This window comes from Stieleria varia (assembly GCF_038443385.1).
Lineage (GTDB): Bacteria > Planctomycetota > Planctomycetia > Pirellulales > Pirellulaceae > Stieleria > Stieleria varia.
In genome coordinates this window covers 4,113,240-4,134,148 of sequence record NZ_CP151726.1, presented here as the reverse complement: position 1 = coordinate 4,134,148, position 20,909 = coordinate 4,113,240, and the positions used below count along the sequence as shown (strand labels likewise).

Sequence of the window (20,909 nt, the reverse complement as noted above, 5' to 3'; positions counted from 1 at the left end):
GAATACGATGAGCGCCGACTTGACAAAACATGCCCAAGACTCGCATCAGGGACACTCGCACGGAGCGAGCCGCAGCGGCGAGCTCTCGGACGTCAGCGATGCGCGACTGCTTTGGGCGGTCGGATTGAATCAACTGCTGACCGTGGGACAGCTCATCGCGGGAATCTTTTCTGGCAGCGCGGCTCTGTTGTCGGACGCGGCTCATAACTTCAACGACGCCAACGCTCTACTGATCGCCTACGTCGCCCGCCGCATCTCGCGGAAAGATGCCAACGAGAGATTCACGTTCGGATATCGACGTGCGGAGATGATCGGGGCATTGATCAATTTGACGCTACTGGCGATCATCGGTTTATACCTCGTCTACGAGGGCATTAGTCGGCTTATCGAGCCCAAAGAAATTGTCGGTTGGTTGATGGCGGCGACGGCCGTTCTGGCCATCGCCATTGATGTTGCCACTGCGGTTCTCTTGTGGGCAATGAGTAAAGGCTCGCTCAACGTCCGAGCTGCATTCATTCACAACATCGTTGACGCGTTGGGAAGTGTCGCAGTCTTGATTGGGGCTGGCGCTGTCATCTGGCTTCACTGGCTGTGGGTCGACCCGGCGATCACTCTCGGGATCGCCGCATACGTTCTGTGGCAAGTCTTCAAAATGTTCCCGCAAGCGACCCGCGTTCTGATGGAAGGTACACCGCCGGAACTTGATCTCGACAAAGTTGTTGCAACGATCGAGGAAATAGACGGCGTAGACAACATGCATCATCTACACGTCTGGGAATTGGACGAACAGCATCGAGCATTGGAGGCTCACATCGTCCTGACAGAGGATGCAGACCTTGGAGAAACCAAGGTCTTGATCAAGTCGGTACTGGTCGAGCGCTTTGACATTGGCCACTCAACGCTCGAGTTCGAATTCCAGCGTTGTGACGAACTGAATCATTGCCACCGATAACTCATTTTTCCTCTGTCAGGCTATGAACACGCAGCGTCAGCGCCATTTTCGGCGGTCCCTTCACGGATGCATTCCGTCTGACATTGATGCGATTGCACCCGTTCGCTTAGCAAAAGTGCCATTCTCGCAGATCATTTGTTAACATAGTTCAAATACGAGAACTTGTAACCAGAGAGCCCGAACAGGAGTCCAACATGCAGATTCGCCCAACCATCCTACTCGTGGGTTTCTTGCTGCTCGGGAGTACGACATTTGCGGAAGAGACACGGGAATCGGAAATCAACACATTTGATTCGGTGCTACAAAACAGCGACTATCGCGTTTCGCTCCTTAGCGTCACGAAAGGGGTCGCTTTTCTTGATGCTCAAGAACTGGTTTCCGATGGCGGTCGTACTCCCGGCAACAACGTAGTTCCATGGATGCGCGTGGCTACTGCTATCGAGAAACTCACCGACAAAGAAGAACCTTGGGAATTCAATGCCGAAGGGGCCGACGGTACGGACTTAGTTGGCAAAATCAAAATTGCATCGCACGGTCATGTGCACACAACCCGGAGCCGCGCTCTTGCCGAAATGGATCTTGATTCTCCACCTCTTCCTGCTGCCATCTTCCCATCGGAAGCGCCCAAAGGCTCATCTCCTAGGTCTAAGGTCTACGTCTTTACCTTTTCGGGCAAGATTCAGCAATCTGAGACTGGCACATTCCGATTTTGGTTTGGCAAAGAGGCAGATCGTCGCGAATTGGTGTTCCAGGACGTGCCGCTACCGTAGCAAATCAAACGTACATACTTTCACCACCGCAGTTGCCTTAAACCGTCAATGAAAACTCTTGGGGACACAGCACTTTATCGAGGGTTGACGGTTCCAGCTCACGGCATAAGCTTCGCTAGGGTCACATAAGCTTGGCTAGCACATAAGCTTCGCTAGGGTCAGGCCTTGCGGCACATAAGCTTCGCTAGTGTAAGCTTCGCTAGGGTCAGGCCTTGCATTGGGTTTTCGACGGTGATAGCTGTTACCGGCCTTTTTGATGTCGCATTCTTGGCCGAATTGAGACTGGGTGGATTTTTGGTTCTCTTGAGGGGTGCGTGGCCGAATTGTTGCGAAGATTGGAGAGACCTCTCGACGACTCTTCGTCTCCAGATTCTCTTGGGATGGCCTTGGCCGAATTGAGATCGGATGGTTTCATTGACCAGAAGTGACTCATTGTTCACGGTCTACGTAGGATGGATTCTTTGTTTCCGCCGGGCTTGCCCCGGTTCGGAACAACAAATGGCAGCTACCCGGTAACACAAGCGCATTCACCTCCCCACCGCCCGCGAATCGCCAAAGGCGATTCGCGGGCGGTGGGGAGGTTTTGTTGGCTTGAGCAAGTAGCCGTCAGTTGTTTCCTCCGCCGAGACAAGCTCGACGGAAGGAGCTTCTAACAAACTTCCGGGGACACAGCACTTTATTAACTTCCAACAAACTTCCGGGGTCACAGCACTTTATTGAACAAACTTCCGGGGACACAGCACTTTATTAACTTCCAACAAACTTCCGGGGACACAGCACTTTATTGAGGGTTGACGGTTCCAGCTCAGGTGATAGAAAGATAAGCCTCATCTGATACTCATCGCTTTGGGGGCTCACACCATGGCAAGGCTCGCTCGCGCGGAGGTCTTCGATCCCAACGAAGTCGCCTTCGCACACGTGATCGCTCGCACCGTCAGACGGTGCTTTTTGTTCGGAGACGATCCCGCCTCGGGGAAAAACTTCGACCATCGCAAGATCTGGATCGAACAATACCTCCAGCATTTCGCTGCATGCTTTGGGATCGACCTGATCTGCTTCGCGATTCTTTCAAATCATTACCACCTCATCCTCAGATCACGCCCGGACGTGGTTAAGAACTGGGATGACACGGAAGTCGCCCGGCGATGGTTGATGCTTTGCCCTCATCGCAAAGACGCCGACGGCAATCCTTGTCAGCCCTCCAAGCCCGAGCTCGACGCCATTCGCAACTGCCCGGTCAAACTGGCTGATATCCGCTCACGATTGAGCAATATCTCGTGGTGGATGCGATTGCTGAACCAACGGGTCGCTCAACGGGCCAATGCCGAAGACGAGGAAATGGGGCGGTTCTTCCAGGATCGATACAAAGCCGTTCGACTGATCGATGAATCCGCGGTGCTGGCCTGCGCGGCTTACGTGGACCTCAACCCGATCCGCGCCGCGATGGCCGAGACGATCGAGCAAAGCGACCACACATCGGCACAACGTCGCATCGAAACACACACGCAACAACCTGCCGAAAGCCACAGCGACGGACTGCGGCATGACGATTCGTTTCTCTCACCTGTGGAGAACGACGAAGCGGACGGCGAGACCGGTCCGGTGCCAAGTCAGTCCGGCAAACGCTGCAGCGACAAGGGATTCCTGTGGTTCTCGCTAGAGCGATACCTTGAACTGCTGGACTGGACGGCTCGCGAAATCGCAGATGGCAAACGCGACCAGACACCGCAGCATCTCGCCCCCATCCTTCAGCGACTTGGATTGGAGTCCTCGGTCTGGTGTGAGCTGGTAGCGGACTTTGGCAAACTCTTCAAAACGGTCGCCGGCAATCCGTGTGCGGTGGACGAGTATCGCAGTTGCCAAACCCAACGTCGCTTCCGTCTGCCCCGCCGGATCCGCGATCTGATCCCAACGGGCTAAAAGCTTCCCGCGATCAGCACCTTTTCTAAGTCGTTCTCTACAGCGACGCCGCTAGCGTTCTGGGCATCAGTTGCCTCAATCGTTCAAAACCACTGGCGAAAGCGTCCCAGCACGTCGATCAAGCCTAGCGAAAGCAACCTTATAGGTGTCTCAAACGCCGATGTTATCCAAAGTGGAGCGTTCAACTCATCCAGAAAAGTGCTCTGTCCCCCATCACTACCTTGAGCCTCACGGACGCAGTAAGCCGATTTGCATTGGGTGCGGGAAGAAACGTGCTGGCTTTTGTCGCGCGGAGTTGCCCAAACGGGAGATCATCTCCAGTCACCTGATAAAACAAACGCGGCCCAGTATTCAGGCGGTAACCGACTGTTATCCGCGGACTCAGCTTGCTGACTCACTCGTCGAACCCCGCGAGCGACGTCAGGATGGTTCAGGACATACAACTGCGCCTCTCGAAGGGCATCCAAACGGGGCATCTTCCCAACCCAATAGTTCTCGTAGAACTTTTCCATCAGCACGCGTGTCGCTTTGTCGGGAACCTGCCACAGGCTCGCGACAGTGGTGCGAGCACCAGAAACTTGGAACGACCGCTGAATTCCGATCAGCCCTTCGCCTCCGGCAACCTCACCGAGCCCAGTTTCGCAGGCGCTCAGGACGACCAGTTCGACCCCGTCGAGCGGTAGAAAAGCGATTTCGTCGGCGGTCATGATTCCATCATCGTGGTCCGGTTGAGGCGGTCGGTTGGCGCCGGCAAAAGCCAATCCAGAAAGTAATCCCGGACTGAAGCCGCGAACCGCGTCGGAGTAGCTCGACCATGCACCCGCTTGACTTCGGCTCCGCGTGCTCGTGGCGGAGACCTTGTCGGGGTCCGCAAAAAATCCGTGGGTGGCAAGATGAATCTGATAGCACTGTGGGGCATTTTCTCGAAACCGGATCTCAGTGGCTCCCGCTTCCTCCAGCAGGACAAGGCCGTCCTGGCGAGACCAAGGCTGTTTTTGATAGAGGCGTTGGATGAACGCGATTTCACCGGGAGTATTTTGAAGCCGCGCGAAGCGATGATTGGCATCCCTCACGGCAGGCGCATTTCGGCGTTCCCAAGGAGGTAGCTCCTCGACTTCGGTGGGATTCTCATCGCCCATGCCGTCGTAGTCGACGGCACCCATCAGCAGTAAATGGTTGGATAGTTTTCGACGAGAATCACGGGCAATGATCGTGGGCAACAACCTCGGAACGGGAACCAGTGCCACGCGGTGATCTTCAATCAGGTAGGTTCCCGGCTCTCGCCCCGGTAATGCACCCAGCGCGAGTCGCCCCAGCACTCCATCCAGAGTGACCAACACGGTCTGGGCATCGCCGATCCTTGGCAGCAACGGCTCCCAAATCTTCCTCCTGAGTCGCTGTCCAGCAGCCGCCCCCTGCTGCGTCCCCCCGAATGATTCTCGCCAAACGTCAACATCGATCGCAATGTCTGCTGAGGGTCCGTAGTGAATCGACGAAACGATACCGTTTCGCGTCAAAACGTTTGCCATCAGCGACGGTATCGCCTCAAATCGCCCGCGATCCTCGGCAACTTGTTGATGGTTGTACTCAAAGACGTCGACAAAAACGGTTCCCTCTGGAAGACATTCTGCCAGTTCTTGGGACGAAATTTTATCGACCGCATTGTGAAGCTCGACACAGTGCGAGCTTAGCTTTGCCTCCAGAGCATCCCTGGCCGACTTCAAATCATTCAGTTCTTGCTTCCAGAGTGAATAGTTTTGGGGATCTATCGGAACCGTTCGGGAAAGCGATGCGATTCGCATCACGAGCTGCTGCAAGTTTTCAAACTCTTTTGCAACAGCAGCGTCCTGGGTTAGCTTTCGCAGTCCGCGCTGACGCATGAGTGTGGCACCCTTCCAAGCGACAATTTCATTGAACGCCTCTTGAGCAGCTTCTGGACGGTGGGAAGCGGCGGACAAGAGCAGGTCCAACCGTTCGCGAAAGAGCGCGGCCATCGCCATTTGCTGTCGTTCCGACTGAACCGTTGCCGCCAACTCCACATTCTCGCGAGTGATGGCCAGCGACTTGCGTGCCTCTGCCATGGCCAAATCGAATTCGCCTTGCACGTAGAAAAGGCGAGCGAGATCATTCAAACTGTCCGCACAGTCGAGGTGATTTTCTCCGAGCTGTTCTTTTCTACCCTTTGCCGCCTCGTTCAAGTATTTTTTTGCGTCGTCGTACTGTCCTGTGAAAATATGCAAGTAACCCAAGTTGCTGACCGTCCGATTTCGATTTCTGTCTACGCCTTGTAATTGATCGTAAATCTCAATGGCTTGTTTGAATTGTGATTCCGCCTCGGGATACTTGCCCGCATAAGTCAGGACGAGAGCCAACGATTCTCGACTGTGGGCAAGGTCTTCTCCAGCCACATCGCGGCTCTCCGTGATTTTTAATTCCTCCCGCAACAGATCTTCGGCTTGGTCGATGTTTCCTTGCTCCCATTCGAAAATACCCAAGTTGTGCAATGCGACGCCGTAGGTGCGGTCCGACACGCCCGTGGTTTCTTTCCGCAGTTCTAGAACTCGGTGGTATTCGTCGTTGGCCAGAACAAAGTCACCCGTCTCACGATGGAATTCCGCCAACAGCGCCAAAGTATCCGCCAATTGGCGTTTCGTTTGGTAGGATGAGTTGACCGTCAAAACATTGACATTTTGATCGAGAAGCTGGCGACATTCTGCAAAACGACCAAGCTCCAAATACACGCGTGCTAGGCGATTGGCGTTTTCAATGTAGGAGTCGTCGGTAGGTTTGAAGTATCCAAGGGCATTTCGATAGCGAACGACGGCTTGATCGTATTTTCCGAAACCGACGTATAGATCTGCGAGATCCGAGTGGGTCGTCGCCTGCTCTCGCAGCAACTTGCGTTCTTCGGACTCGAATTCAAGGATTCGCTGGATCGGATAACTGAACTTTGGACCGGCAATGTCCTGTGCCTGCAGAGGACGCGAGCTGACAGCCCATGTGATGACGATGACTCCAGCGGTGCTCCATAGCAACCACCACCATTTTGATTTAATCCGCGTCAGCATTTTCAGGTCCCAATATTGTTCGCAAGCCCCGCCGCTAAGCCAATATCTTGTGTAACCGATGGCGAGAGATCACCCCAGTTATACTCAAGATTGATCGGACTATTTGCGGTTGCTCCGTTGGACGGCCAAGTAAAGCGAAGCAGGATCGGGACGAAAGGTCCCTCCGAGCTTGCAAGCGACCGTGTCGCGTCTTGGGATTGACCTATCTCCCATCACGCGTCACTGGTTTGAACTGGTGTTGTGTAGCGTCGGAGAGCGGCCGTCACCAAAACACCTTTGGGGGACGACGGGGACGGAGCACTTTGGCGGCGGTTGACGTACAGCATTGCAGTGACAGAGTGATCTGTCGCCACCTTCGGGGCTTGGTGGGGAAAGGTGGGACGCGAGACCTGGGACTGACGTCCCAGGCTTTACGCTTCCGCCGCCTCCACGGCTTAGGACTAGGGAGCGCTGACAGCTAGATTGTGCTGGTGCCTGCGGTGCCGAAACCACAACCGGCACTCACAACCGGGGACAGACCACTTTGTCACAACCGGGGACAGACCACTTCAAATTTGCTCAACGAAGGCTGATAGAGCTGACGCAGACCTCCCCAGCAAGGCGTTCTTTCCCCAGCAGACCTCAGCGACGGACTGCGGCATGACGATTCGTTTCTCTCACCTGTGGAGATCGACGAAGCGGACTGTCTGGTGCGAGTTGGTAGCGGACTTTGGCAAACTCTTCAAAACGGTCACAAGCAACCCTTGTGCGGTGGACGAGTATCGCAGTTGTAAAACCCAACATCGCTTCCGCCTGCCCCACCGCATCCGCGATCTGATCCCGACGGGCCAAGAACCTTCCCGCGATCAGCCCCTTTTCTAAGTCGCTCTCTACAGCGACGCCGCTAGCGTTCTGGACATCAGTTGCCCCATTCGCCCAAAACCTCTAGCGAAAGCGTCCCATCACGCCGATCAAGGCCAGCGAAGCTCCAGCCGCTACCGCTCGCTATCTCAAATCACCAAATGGGACTAACCCAACCGCCCCAGCATAGTGCTCTGTCCCCATAATCCCCCTGTCCCCATAATCCCCATAATCCCTAGGCCGGATTATTCACGCGACTGACTACAGTCTTCGCAATGCGTTTGCACCAAACGGTTAACGCGGATTGGCACGAAAACAGTCTGCGCATATCAGCCGCCACGCGATAGCGTCCGGTTCTCACGCCTGCAATCGGGAACCGGACGCTATCGCGTGCCGGCTGATGAATCATCCGCGCCTAGACGTGGGCCGGCACCACAATCCGCCTCGGGCCCACGGCTAGCGCCTGAGGCTCACTGGGGGCCACCAGCTGCGCCGACAGCAATGCGTTTGCACCAAACGGTTAACGCGGATTGGCACGAAAACAGTCTGCGCATATCACCCGCTACGCGATAGCGTCCGGTTCTCACGCCTTTAATCGGGAAACAGACGCTATCGCGTGCCGGCTGATGAATCATCCGCGCCTAGCCGTGGGCCGGCACCACAATCCGCCTCGGGCCCACGGCTAGCGTCTGAGGCTGACTGGGGGCCACCAGCTGCGCCGGCAGTAGGGACATAAACTTGCGCAAACCCCAAAAAGAAACAACATTAGTTTGCATTGAGAGCCCGGATCTGTTGATCCAACATTTGCTGCATCAGCGGGTTCCCGCCCATCCGTTGTTTCAGTTCAGTAAGCTGCTGTTTCAGTATTTCTGTGCTGGCTCCGTTCCCATTGATCCCTCCTCCCTGCATGTTAATGTTCGTTTGCGCTGCCTGCTGACCTCCCGCGATATTGCCAAATCCAAACCCCGGAAACTGCGTGCCTAGTCCCTGATTGCCGCTCGCGTACTGTTCGTAAAGAGCAGCCGCCTCAGGCAGTTGTTTCTTGAGGTCTTCGGCGTTATTTGCAATCAGCTCAACAGGCTTCTCGCCACCCGTGACCTGAGCCAGAATTTTGCCTCCCCGCAGTTCTTGGATGGTTGTCTCGAGTGGCCCTTCCTTTACGCTGATCGTTCGCATGCCGTTGATATTGGACATCGACACACTTCGATTCATATTGCCGCCGCCAGCGAACTGGTTGCCTGGTTTATCCCAACCCTCGAATGGCTTGATCCCATCAGCTTCCTTCGTGTTGAGTGCGAGCTTTGCCCTGTCAGCGGTCGAAGGTTGATCACTCTCGCTGAGCATCTGCAGGGTAATCCTTGCAGCCTCCCGGGTCTTGTCGTCTTTGGATTGCGCCAACTTGCCGAGCACATCGATGGACTTCTCGATCGTCGCGCGATTCCCCGCCAAGGCCGCCTTGGCCAGTGCAGGGATGGCTTCTTTGCCCGCAGCGATGAGCTGTTTCTCAGCCTTGATTCGTTCGGTGAGACGCTCGTGACCGAGTTGTTCAACCCACTTGTCAATTTGTTGTGACTGCTTTGCTTCTGCCCGCTTGTCTTCGGCGTGAACCATGCTGCCAAGACAAAACGTGAATACTGTTGCGAAGATGAGTGAGAGTTGTGCAAGTTTCATGATGATTCCCGTTATGAATTTCGAGTTGGTGTAGGATTTGTGGTCTACTCTTCACGCTGATAAATCGGCAGTTGACGCGCCGAGACGGTCAACGTGAGAATCGCCAGCGATGTTGGATAGGTTGTATTGTAAACGAGCGTCTGATTGGGGTATTGCCAACTGCCGTCGGGATTCTGGTCCGCCAGCAGACTGTCGTACATGATCGGGGCAAACTCACTCCAGTATTTGCCCCCTAATTGAAACATGGCTTGTCCGCAGTAGTACCAGGCGTAGTAGCGGAATCGCACGGGGTTTCCATTCGGGTCGGTCATTTGGGGAGGCCGACTTAAGATGAAGTCGCCCGCGGCCAGTAGGTCTTCATTGCCATGTTCGCCACACAGTTCCAAGCATAACACGGCAACTCCCGTCATCGATGTGGTCCCCGTGCCTCCACCAGGCATGTAGGAGAAGCCTCCTTTGCGTGTTTGGCAATTGAGAATGTACGAAACCGCCATCTCAACATGTTCATCAGGAATCGCTGCGCCGTTTAGTTTTGCGGCGCGGAGCGCCATGATCGACCAGCCCGTCAGGGAGAGATCGCTGTCCGTGGTGCCAGGCGTGTAACGCCAGCCCCCTGTGTTGGCTTCCGACTTGGGAACTTTCTGTGCCTGCAACAGGACCAACAAAGCTCGTGACAACACGTCGTCAACTTTCTGCTGACGGACTGGATCAACCATTCCCGAGACTTCGCCAAGCAGCAGCGTGGAAATGCTGTGTTCGTACATCAATCCGGTCGTCCGACCTTGGACGTTGCGGCTGATAAGCAATCCGTTTTCAAGCTGTTGAGTGAGAATGTAGTCGACTCCTCGGTTGATCACCTCTCCATATCGCCCACGGCCAGGAAGATGCCCCCGGGCAAGAAATGCCATCACCGCCAGAGATGTGATTCCGGTGTTTCCCACAGTGGCGGGTTCCTCGAACGATCCGGCCAGTTCCGGGCGTCCCATCGCTGCGGCGGCATCGCGGCTGATCTGTTTGCCCGCAAGGTACTCCAGTCCGCGATCAACGGCCGCATCCAAACGAGGCTGGTAACGAATGCGAAGCGCATCGGCGTCTTGCGCACTGACGATGTGACACACGAGCGACAATGCAATGGCAGATAACCAAGAGGATGGATGTGACATCATTCATTTTTCTCCGTAGGGTCCTGGCGTGATTCCAAGCGAGACAGTTCCTCGAAGTAGTCTTTCACAACACTTCGGAACTCTTCTGGAATCTTGCTGTCCTGATCATCGAGCACATTGTTTTTTAGCTTGCGTCGGGACTGCGTCCAGTTCGAGGTCGACCGACCACGCAGTTGAGTCGGAACAACCTCGCTTGCACCTGCTCCCGAGTTTCCCTGGACCCCTTGGGGCTTTGCTGGGCTGCCCGGTTGTGGGGATCCAGCCTGTTGCGTTGAGTCCGATGAGTTGGTTGACTTCGACTGCCCACCTTGCTGCTTCGAATTCCTCCGATTGGGATGCCCTGCCCGCTCGGCCGCCTCATCGGCAAGTTGATTGAGTTCTTGAGCGAGCTCCTTTGTTCGATCGGGTGACGGGTTTTGGGCTGCTTGATGGGCCTTGTCCGCAGTCGCGGCAAGTTTTTGAGAATCCGCCTGCTGTTGTATCGACGACGGACTACCAGCCCCACCGGAGTCTCCGCCCGCTTTGGAATCTCCCTGCTTGGAATCTCCCTGCTTGGAATCTCCCTGCTTGGAATCTCCCTGCTTGGAATCTCCCTGCTTGGAATCTCCCTGCTTGGAATCTCCCTGCTTGGAATCTCCCTGCTTGGAATCTCCCTGCTTGGAATCTCCCTGCTTGGAGTCTCCCTGCTTGGAGTCTCCCTGCTTGGAGTCTCCCTGTTTGGAATCTCCCTGTTTGGAATCTCCCGGTTTGGAGTCTCCCGGTTTGGAATCTCCCTGCTTGGTATCTCCCTGTTTGGAATCTCGCTGTTTGGAGTCACCCGGTTTGGATGAAGCGCCTCCGCTCTTGGGTGAACTGCCGCTAGAGCCACTTGATCCTCCCGGCTTATTGCAATTCGAACATTTCTTGCAGGACTTGCAGACTTTGTCCAGTGACTGCGTTGCCTCTTCCAAGGACTTCGCAGCTTGCTTTTGCTGCTCAGCAGCCTGTTTGGGATCAGCAGCCTGCTTAGGATCAGCAGCCTGTTTAGGATCAGCAGCCTGCTTGGGATCGGCAGCCTGTTTGGGATCAGCAGCCTGCTTAGGATCAGCATTCTGCTTAGGATCAGCATTCTGCTTAGGATCAGCATTCTGCTTAGGATCAGCATTCTGCTTAGGATCAGCATTCTGCTTAGGATCAGCATTCTGCTTAGGATCAGCATTCTGCTTAGGATCAGCATTCTGCTTAGGATCAGTTGCCTGCTTGGGATCAGCTGCCTGCTTGGGATCAGCAGCCTGTTTAGGATCAGCAGCCTGCTTAGGATCGGCGGCCTGTTTCCGTTGTTGCTTTGCCAGTTCCTCGGCCGCCTTGGTTTCACGTTTGGCCTGCTCAAGTTTCTCGCGGGCTTCGCGAACTGCCTGTTGATTCTCGGGATCCTCCGTCGGCAGTTGCAGCAATTCGTCCGCCTTTTCTCGAAGCCGATCAGTTCGGTTTGCAATCTGTTCCTGCAACTTCGCAACCGCTTCTTCAGGGCGGTTTTCGCGAACAGCTCTTATGGCGTCGCCGACTCGCTCCTGCTGCTTTCCAAGCCGTTCCAGATCATCTTTCTTCTGCTGAGCATTATCCGCCACATTTGCGTTGGGCTTCTCCGCAGCATTCGCTGGCACGGACTTGGCTGCTTCCTGCAGACGTTCGCCAGCCTTCCGAGCTTCGTCTTCGGCCTGCTCCAAATCTTTCTGTCTGAGATTTTCAGGAACGGCTTCCATCTGCTTTCGAGCCTCATCGAGTGCAGTTGGTTTCTCCTTGCGTTCCGCCTTGACTGCTTCGTTTGCTTCCCCTACGGCCTGTTTCTGTGGATCAGCCGCTGGCCGTTGAAGCTCCCGCTGCTGCTCATCCAGCATTCTGGCTTCGCCCGCGATCGATTCCTGTTCTCGGGCAATCATTTCCAGCAACTTGTCGTCTAGCTCCTTCTTGCTGCGAACCTGATCGAGCTTCGCCAATGTCTCCTGCTGCTGTTTTAGCTCCGCCGCTTCCTCAGTCAGCTTGGCTGCCTCTTCTGCTCGTTGCGCAAACTGTTCGCTCTTGGCGTCCAGGTCCTGCTCAACGACCTTCTGCATCTCATCGGCCACCTGCTGCTGTCGCTCTTGGACTTCGGGGGCGTCACCTCGGCCCTCTTGCTGATCTTCTACAAGCCGTTCCTGTTGCCTGGCAAGCTCGTCCAACCGAGCAGCCAGTTCCAGTTGCTTGCCACGATCTTCAACGTCGGCACGTACCTGTTCGAGCTTGTCGATGGCATCGCTGAGCGACTCTTTTGTCGCTGCGATCGCTTCCTGTTGTTGAGGAAGTTCATCGGAGAGCGGTACGAGCCCAGCCTGTTTCCTCGCTTCGGCGACCTCGTTTTCAGCGACATCCTTCATTCGCTCCACCTCTTCTTGAAAGAGGCGTTGCGGGGCAAGTTCGTCCCGATCCGAGATCCGACGCAGCACTTGCTCTGCGTCCTTGATCCGATCCTGCAGTTGTTTTGATTTCTCCACGGCATCATTCTGTTGCGGCGCCGTTTCGTCCGCCTCGCTCAGATGTGCCTCAAGTTCGTCGGTGATCTTTGCGGCTGCCTGAAGCTGATCCAAAGCTTCCGTCAGAGCGTCCATCACGGCCTGTTCTTCGTTTCGCACAACTTGCTGGCCGACAGGGATCGATTCGTCTGCGACCTGTACATGAATCTTTCGAGATTCAGCAGATTGCAGTCCACCATACTCACCGGGGCGATTGTCGGAGATCGACAGCCAGAAAGTCAGTTGGTCTCCAACAACGAGTTCCATCTCGTCCAGGTCGATGGTCAGTTCACCGCCAAAGTCTGTTTGCAAATCGTGCGGAAGCTCTTTGGCCGAAGGCGGCTCGCTATTCTTCTGTGACGACAGTCGCAAAGCACCACAGCCAAAGTCGTCAACGGCATGGTAACTAACGTGAATGATTTGATCTGGCTTGGCGATCACTTCGGACAAAGCGGGCTGATCAATCACGATCGACGGGGGCACATCGGGCAATGTACGTACATCAAAATGCAACGGCTCACTAAGGACTCCAGCTTCACTGACCAGTGTGATCGTCCCACGCTGCGATCCGCCTGTCTTTGCCGTAAAATCCCAGGTATGCCGCCACAGCCCGGACTCCTCGATCAAAACCACTTCCCCGCAAGGAGTCGATGTTCCGTTGAGGCTCAGGGCCGATTCGTTGGCAGGCAAAGTAGAATCAATATCGATCTGGATTCGCGTGCCTTGAAGTACTTCGATCGGTTCAGCAAGGTCATTCGTAACTTGCGGAGGCAGTTGCGTGTATTCGGGAAACGTCAGCTTGGCTTGACTGCTTTTAATGACCGGCTTGGGATCAACGTAGATTTGGTAACGATCGGAGTAGAGACTGCCGGCACGAATTCGATACTGACGATCGCTTTTCAATCCCGTCAAAGTGAATTCAGCGTTCCCACCATTCTCCTGCGTGGCCATCTGATGTGAGGCTATCACAGCATCGTTCTCGATGATTTCCAGCACAGCATCGGTGAGACGACTTGCCGTCGCAGTCACTTCTAAATCGCCACCTTCTGCCACGTGCGTGTTGCCAGGAACGATCGTCGCATTTAAGTGCGGAAGCACTCGCGAACTAAATGGATTCAGCACGTTCTGGAGGGAAGGAATCAGATAGGGAGCCCAAGTCCACATTGACAAAACGAAGATGGCAAGGCAGGCTCCAGCGACGATGGTTCTAACGAAAACCGCTTGTCCTCGAAGGTCTTCTTCCTGGCATCCGGCAAGACTGCCGTGAGCCTGCTGAGCGACAGCCTCAATGATCGAGCTTCGTCTATCAGTTGGATTCTCGGACAACTGCAGCGAAGTTGTCAGTCGTTCCTCGATCGCCGGCTGCTTTTGCTCCAGAGTCCAAGCCACCGCAAGGCGGTCACATTTTTTCTGAAGTGGCATCATCAGAAAGTATCGAGTGATCATCCAAACGACTGCAATCACCGGAATCCACAAGGCGACTCTCATCCATGCCGACTCGGGCTGAAAGACGGCATCAATCACCAGCAGAACAAGGAATGACGCAATCGTTGCCGTCCCGATCGCGAGGATCCCTCCGAGCCAGATTTCGCGCCGCAGCCGCGCGAGCATCTCGTCGAGTTCGACGCGAATCCGATCGATTGCAGTCGCTCTGGGAGGCGAGGAAGCTTTCGCGTTCTCTGTTGGGTTAATCGTCGTGGACATGTGAGTTACCTGATTTTGGATGATTATCGATCGTGAGGCATCTAGCGGTTTTGAACTATCTCTAAACTGCAGTTGTAGTGGACGAGGTCACGAGTCCCTTTTTCGCCCTCGCATCAGGACTCGTGACCTCGTCCACTACGCTAAAACAACCATCAGATTCGCCCCGTCCGTTTGCGGAGTATCCACTCCAAACTAAGTCCGCCAAGAAACAAACCGATGACCGGCCACCGATTCCAGAGTGTCACCGTCCAGCGTTCTCGTGCGAATGTCGACTTCGGTCCCAAATTTGAGAGCACGGTGTCGACGTTGGCCAAGTCGGCCACCGTCCCCCCTGTCCAATCCGCGATTTGCTTCGGGACGGTGTCATCGGCCACGACGTCAAGTCGCTCAAGATTTTCAGCCGTGGCTTCGACTCCAATCGCCAACCCCACCGTTTGCGTTCCCGTCGCTTCAAGCGCCAACAGCTTGTCGACGACATCTCCGGACAATTCGATTTTGTACTTCCCTGGCTCCGTAAGATCGCGAATTTCACCGTGCAACATCCCTAGGTTTTTCGGATCGGGAATCAGATCAATGGTCCGAGTGACTTCGTTTTCAAAAACAATCTTTGTCTGCACAGGTGCATCTAGCACCGGGCTGCGATCTGCGTTGAGAAGTCGGGCTTGGACCGAAATCACTTCGCCGCTCTTGTACAGCGTTCGATCGGTCCCCAGCCGCACCAGATCGGTCCCTGCAGACAGCCGATCCGTAACGGACCAGCGAATGATTTGCCCCCAGAATTCATGGTGAAGTCGATCACCAATGCCATAACGCAACCGCCAGGTCTCGTCGAAATTCAGTTGCATGACTTTGCCTGTTCCAAACCGATGCCATAACATCAGCGCCCGCCGCCGTTGCTCATTCACATCCAATTGGGCGTCATTTGGGGTTTCACGATTACGTGACGCATAGGCCAAGACTCGGGCTCCTGCTTTCGCTTCACAGTCCGGATGTCTCCAGGTCAATTCCGGAAACGATGGCTCGGCCGCTGTCGCCCATCGCTGCAGCGCCGCGTGGGCGACTCCTTCCTGAGTCGGCGAAAAATGAAAACTCGGGTCGGGGCTGCGAGCGGTTGCGACGGCGGGACGATTCATCAACACAGGCAGTACGTCTGCCAATGGTGTGTTTCGATAGGCGTGAGGCATTTGATTGGGCCCGGCGACGACGACCAACGCCCCGCCGCGATCTTTTACGAAACGTTCCAACGCTTGGATGCCCTTGTCGCCAAGTCCCCGCGGAGAAACATCGCCCAGAATGATGACGTCAAACTTGAACCATTCTGATTCATCGATCGGAAGTGCATTGGCTTCGCAATCGTCGAATGCTCGTTGGGCCGACGCCCGCATGGTGGGCGGAGCAGGCACTCCGGCAAGACGATCTGCCTGCAACAACACGGCCTGCAGAAAGACGGTCTGATCGCGCCCGGCGAAGAGATTCCGCAGGTATCGGAACTCCCAACGCGGACGTTCATCAATCAACAACACACGGATTCGATCCTGCGATACCCAGACCGGCTTCAGGAATTGGTTGTTCGCAGCGGATTCTTCATTGGGAAGCTCAGCGAGTTCGACACGGTACTCGTGAATTCCTGGCTCCTTCGGCTGATGTTGAAACGTCACCGAATCACGATGATGCTCGCTCGAGATTGGAATCAACTTTTCCTCAATCATTGCGTCGCCATCGAACAATCGAACGGTTGCAGTTTCCCCCTGGAATCGGTCTGCCTTCAGCGACGCAGTCAGCGAAACACTGTCGCCGTGATAAATCTGCGATGGCGCTTGAACGCTTGTAATCTGGGCGTCTCGCGGGGGCTCTTGGCTTCCAATCACAATCGAGTTCACTGGAATCCCACGGCCACCCAGCGGCCGACACTGGCGCTGCAGGTCCGTGCTTGAGTGGTCCCTACCGTCACTGATCATCAGGACCCCGGAAAGCTTCGCCGCCGGAATGTCGCCGCGTACCTGTCGCAACGCGTCCGCGAAGTCGGTCGTTTCCGTCCAGCGTGAATCGCCGGATTGGTGGAGCAGCTCAGCGCTTGTTTTAGTAAGAAACTGAGCTCTATCGACTTCCCTGGCAGAAGCCCCCATCTCGTACAGCCTGACGTCGTAATCGCGTGCGAGGCGTTCAAGCAGTCCGTTGGCTTTCGTTGAATCCCCGACGAGTAACCGATGGGCTGCCTGACTGCGTGAATCCCCCGGTTCAGCCTTTGACTTTGAGGAAAGGTTCATCGAGTCGGACACATCGACCATGATGGCCACGGAGTGTTCTTCCTCGTGTTCTTCTTCGTGAGTCAGGACAGGCTCCAACAACAGACCGGCCAACAACCCGATCATGGCCACCCGCAGCAGTGGAAGTAGTGTCGGAATAGGACTCACTCTCCGCGATGACGTTCCGCCGGGCACTTCCGACTGATAGCAGAACAATACGGCCTCCGAGGCAATCGCGGCCGACAGTGCAATCAGCCAGTGGGGCCAATGGCTGGCCGTCTCAGTCCATTGACTGAATGCTTCCAGCGCGAAGAACCAAAACGCAAACGCGATACAGAGCCGCGGTCCATACGCGAGTCGACGAATCGAATAGGGCAGAACGAATCGTTGGCAACAGGCCATACCAACCCAGCCGATGACTGCGAGAGTGCACCACAGCAGTGGCGTGATGTCAAATACTTCCGGCTTGTCTGTCATGGTGCCCCCACTGATGCGCCCACGGATTCGCCTTTGGAGACATCCTCCCAAAGGCCTGAACTTTTCATCGCGGTCGCAAATGGAGCAACGGGAAACGGATTGACTTGCAAACCGTTGGACTCGGAAGCCTTAGTTGGAGCGACTTTCCGACGACTTCGTATCCACTTCGTCACCAGGCTCTCTCCGGCCAGCAGCCACAGCACGGTGAACAGCAAAGTGTCCCAGATCTCTGCTCCAACAGTCTCCGAGACAACCGGCGCAGCCAGTTGACATACATCGTCAATGAACTCAATGCCAAGTTCACGACTGACCTCGCTCAGCCGGTCTTCCGAGACAGCAGAAAGATCGGACTCGTCCTTGTTGCGGTGAACGGCGAAGCTGGTGACGGGTGCCCCCGTCTTTGCGTGTTTCAGCTCGTAGATACCAGGAACAGCCACACGGCCGACTTGAGCGACCGGAGAGTCCTGCTCCCATGAAACGGTAATCTCTCGCTTTGAGCCGCTCGGCTCGCTTAACTGTAGCGTTCCGATTCTCTGCGTGGGATCCATTCTCTCAGACATGTCGGTCAAGAAATCGGAGGTCGGCTCGATGTTGGATGTCACCGTGTGCGATGCGGCAAGATGATGAGTCCAAAGATGCATCAACACCGGAAAACCGAGGGTTGCCGGAAACGTGCTGTCTCGCCGCGCAAGTGAAACACTCTGTACCAACACGCGTCCTCGCCCAAGAGACTGTTCTGCAAAGAGCGATTCGCCGTTGGTCAGTCGCATGCCGACGATTGCCTGTTCGGAGGGAGTCATGCTCCAGAACTGAAACAGGGAGATGTCCGCAAGATCGTGGCCACCTCGCTCGAACAAGTCACTGATAAATGGCCTGCCCGCAACGTCAAGAGCCACGCCCAGCCTTGGTATGCGACCATCCGGCGTGGGTTCGCCAATCCATTGGGTTCGCTGACCCAACTGAGCCGGCATGATCGATTCGTCAGACTGTGGAACTCGCCAATGGTTGTAGAACGAAGTGTCAGCCTGCTCGCCGGGGATAACCCACAGTCCACCGCCTTCTTGCACAAAGCGGGCAAGCCGTTCTGCCGCATCGATGGGCAGACGCGGAACGTCGCACAACATGACCAACTGAAAGCTCTCCAGCGAGTCGATCTCTTCCAAGCGGCTGGCTTCGATGCTCGTCGCGATGATAGCGCGGTTGGCGTTGCCGATATCGTCACCGTTTGGTGGCTCACGAAGACTCGTCGGATCAAGTGCGAGTTGGACAAATGTCGCGGACTGCTGCGCGGGATCGGGATCAGTGCTTCCATTGACGACCAGAATCGACAAGTGCGGGATCACGTCAATCACTGAATCGATCCGGTTATCCTCCGACAATTGATCAGCGATCTCGATGGAGCCGGAAACAACATGTTGTCCCGACTTGGGAAACGCTTGCAGGAATCGAACAGTCGAACTCACTCCGGGCTCGACTTGGATCAGCGAGTCGGCTGCTGCTTCCCTGCCATCAACCAGCAGCTTCACTGCAACGTTTTGAACCGTCGTTGATCCACCATTTCGAACTTCAACCTCGATCGAGACCGGTCGGCCAGCAGTCACGAGCGACGATTTGATTTCCAGACGATCGACGGAAACATTCGTTGTCTTCTTCGGCATGTGCGCCACAATCGCGGCGCAGGCAATCTCAGCGCTAGAGACTGTTTCAAAACCCACTTCATCCTCCCTCTGGGAGGGTCGCGAGGAAGGAGCGGGGAGAGAGGCGTTGCCGTTTGACAAACTTTTCGGGAGCGATCTTCGCTCCCCGGCCGCTACCGCGTTCGACCCTCCAGCAAGCGGGAGGGTGTTTTCAAGAGACTCCCACGCACAGAGTTGATCGTCGGTCAACAGCAAGACTTGCTTACGGGTATTGGGAGTCCTCTTGAGCAGGGACGTTGCCTGTTGGATAGCGGACCCCAAATCTGAATCACCAGCGACTGGCGCAAGCGTGCCGAGTACCTCGTCGGCCCTGCGAAGATTTCGGAAGGGCGAACCCTCGACCGTTTCAGTGATTGGGCCAGCCAACACGATCGAGACCGTCGAATTCCCCGTGAGCGTTTCGACAAGGGATCGCGTCTGCGCAATCGCTTTCTCAAAATGAGACGCTTCACCATCGCCTACCGTCATCGTCATTGAACTGTCGATCACGAGGGCGATGTCGCGATCCATCTCGGAATCAACAAGTGACGCGGGGCCGACCGAAAGCGTCGCCGTTGCAACTGCAAACAGAAGAGCAGCCGCTATCACTCCGATGATCCGATTGCGGAGTTGCCATCCACTGACAATTGCCATCGTCAACAACAGCAGTCCGCATCCGGCAAGTAGAAAGAAAATCAGCCATGAAAAGGTTCGACCCGATTCGATCGCCGGTCGCGCCATAGCGAGCACAAACAACAACACCAATAAACAACGTAGCAGCAACAGCAGCAGATTCTCCAACGTTACACCACGACGTCGGCTGGTCACTGTCCGCGTCAAGAAATGCATCGCGGGCCAGTCGACGACTTTCGACTTGCGCCGCTTCCGTAGGTGGATCAGGATTGGGACGATCACCGTCAGAACAGCGAACATCGCCACGCCGTTCAAGAGCGTCATCTCCGACCTCCATTGCGTTGTCCGAGATAGTTGCTCAACGCACTGACATAGGAGTCCTTGGTATTCAGCCGAACATAATCCACCGGGATGCCCCGACAGCTCTGTTCCAGGTCATTCAGAAAGCCCGTGAATTGACGCAGATACTCCGCGCGAATCGCCGACGGGTCCAGGTCGATGTCATCGACAGTCCCTTCCAGATCGCGAAATTGAACGGCATCTTTGTAGGGAAACGTCAGTTCCTCTTCTGACAAAATCTGAAAAACGATGACTTCATGTTTCCGGTAACGCAGGTGATGCAATGCCTGCATCAGCGTCTGCGAATCACACAGCAGGTCGCTGAGCAGAATCACAATGCCCCGACGCGGAATTCGCTCGGCAGCTTCATGCAGCGCCGACGGTGCATCCGACGCGTTTTCTGGAGTAGCCGCATCCAACAACTGCAGCACTCTTCGGAAATGGCTATTGCTTCCTCGAGCCGGCAACTGAGTCCGAACTTCGGAATCAAACTGAATGAAACCCACCGCGTCACCCTGCCGAACGAAAAGGAACGACAGCATGGCCGCGATGTGCTTTGCGTAGTCGAACTTCGAATGCTTGGCCCCGTCGACGGAGCTTGCCGCATTCCCTTGAAATCGCATCGAGGCCGAAGAATCGAGCAGAATGGTGGCACGCAGATTCGTCTCTTCCACGTACTGCTTCACACAGTACCGGTCCTGTTTGGCAAACACGCGCCAGTCCAGATCGCGCGGATCATCCCCCGGACTGTACTCGCGATGCTCAGCAAACTCCGTGGACGATCCGAGAAATGGGCTACGATGATTCCCTGCCTTGAATCCCGCGACTCGACCGCGCGCAGACACCGTACAACGCGCAAGCTGAGCTTGTGCATCGGCGGGCAGCAATTTCATGTACGCAGGTATTTGCAGGGATGACATTC

Annotated in this window: 10 protein-coding genes; 3 read left to right on the top strand and 7 right to left on the bottom strand. The window is 55.4% G+C overall.

Features of this window, described 5'->3' with window-relative positions:
* Window positions 1-7 precede the first annotated feature (7 nt).
* From Pla52nx_RS13870 to Pla52nx_RS13860, 3 genes are all read left to right on the top strand, one after another.
* On the top strand, window positions 8-952 hold the full coding sequence (locus tag Pla52nx_RS13870; protein ID WP_146521090.1) for a cation diffusion facilitator family transporter: 945 nt from the start codon (window positions 8-10) through the stop codon (window positions 950-952).
* A 194-nt stretch (window positions 953-1,146) separates the two neighbouring features.
* Window positions 1,147-1,722, top strand: a complete 576-nt coding sequence (locus Pla52nx_RS13865; RefSeq protein ID WP_146521091.1) for a hypothetical protein — start codon at window positions 1,147-1,149, stop codon at window positions 1,720-1,722.
* A gap of 861 nt (window positions 1,723-2,583) precedes the next feature.
* Window positions 2,584-3,642 (top strand): hypothetical protein, encoded by a 1,059-nt coding sequence (locus Pla52nx_RS13860; protein WP_146521092.1) that lies wholly within the window; start codon window positions 2,584-2,586, stop codon window positions 3,640-3,642.
* A gap of 311 nt (window positions 3,643-3,953) precedes the next feature.
* Here the strand turns inward: Pla52nx_RS13860 and Pla52nx_RS13855 are convergent, their stop codons facing one another.
* The 7 genes from Pla52nx_RS13855 to Pla52nx_RS13825 all read right to left on the bottom strand — a co-directional run bounded on the left by Pla52nx_RS13855 (window position 3,954) and on the right by Pla52nx_RS13825 (window position 20,907).
* Window positions 3,954-6,710, bottom strand: a complete 2,757-nt coding sequence (locus Pla52nx_RS13855; protein WP_146521093.1) for a CHAT domain-containing tetratricopeptide repeat protein — start codon at window positions 6,708-6,710, stop codon at window positions 3,954-3,956.
* A 1,605-nt stretch (window positions 6,711-8,315) separates the two neighbouring features.
* Complete coding sequence (locus Pla52nx_RS13850) at window positions 8,316-9,221, bottom strand: hypothetical protein (protein ID WP_146521094.1); 906 nt, start codon at window positions 9,219-9,221, stop codon at window positions 8,316-8,318.
* A gap of 44 nt (window positions 9,222-9,265) precedes the next feature.
* A complete protein-coding gene (locus tag Pla52nx_RS13845) occupies window positions 9,266-10,384 on the bottom strand; it encodes a prenyltransferase/squalene oxidase repeat-containing protein (RefSeq protein ID WP_146521095.1) in 1,119 nt (372 codons plus the stop codon).
* Window positions 10,384-14,616: a DUF4175 family protein gene (locus Pla52nx_RS13840; RefSeq protein WP_342190402.1), complete on the bottom strand. Its 4,233-nt coding sequence runs from the start codon at window positions 14,614-14,616 to the stop codon at window positions 10,384-10,386. The genes Pla52nx_RS13845 and Pla52nx_RS13840 overlap by 1 nt, the downstream gene beginning before the upstream one ends.
* Before the next feature lie 152 nt (window positions 14,617-14,768).
* A complete protein-coding gene (locus Pla52nx_RS13835) occupies window positions 14,769-17,339 on the bottom strand; it encodes a vWA domain-containing protein (protein WP_146521096.1) in 2,571 nt (856 codons plus the stop codon).
* The gene (locus tag Pla52nx_RS13830; protein WP_146521097.1) at window positions 17,336-19,972 is read right to left on the bottom strand and encodes a VWA domain-containing protein; all 2,637 of its coding nucleotides are present in this window, start codon (window positions 19,970-19,972) and stop codon (window positions 17,336-17,338) included. The genes Pla52nx_RS13835 and Pla52nx_RS13830 overlap by 4 nt, the downstream gene beginning before the upstream one ends.
* Complete coding sequence (locus Pla52nx_RS13825; protein WP_146521098.1) at window positions 19,969-20,907, bottom strand: DUF58 domain-containing protein; 939 nt, start codon at window positions 20,905-20,907, stop codon at window positions 19,969-19,971. The genes Pla52nx_RS13830 and Pla52nx_RS13825 overlap by 4 nt, the downstream gene beginning before the upstream one ends.
* Window positions 20,908-20,909: the final 2 nt, after the last annotated feature.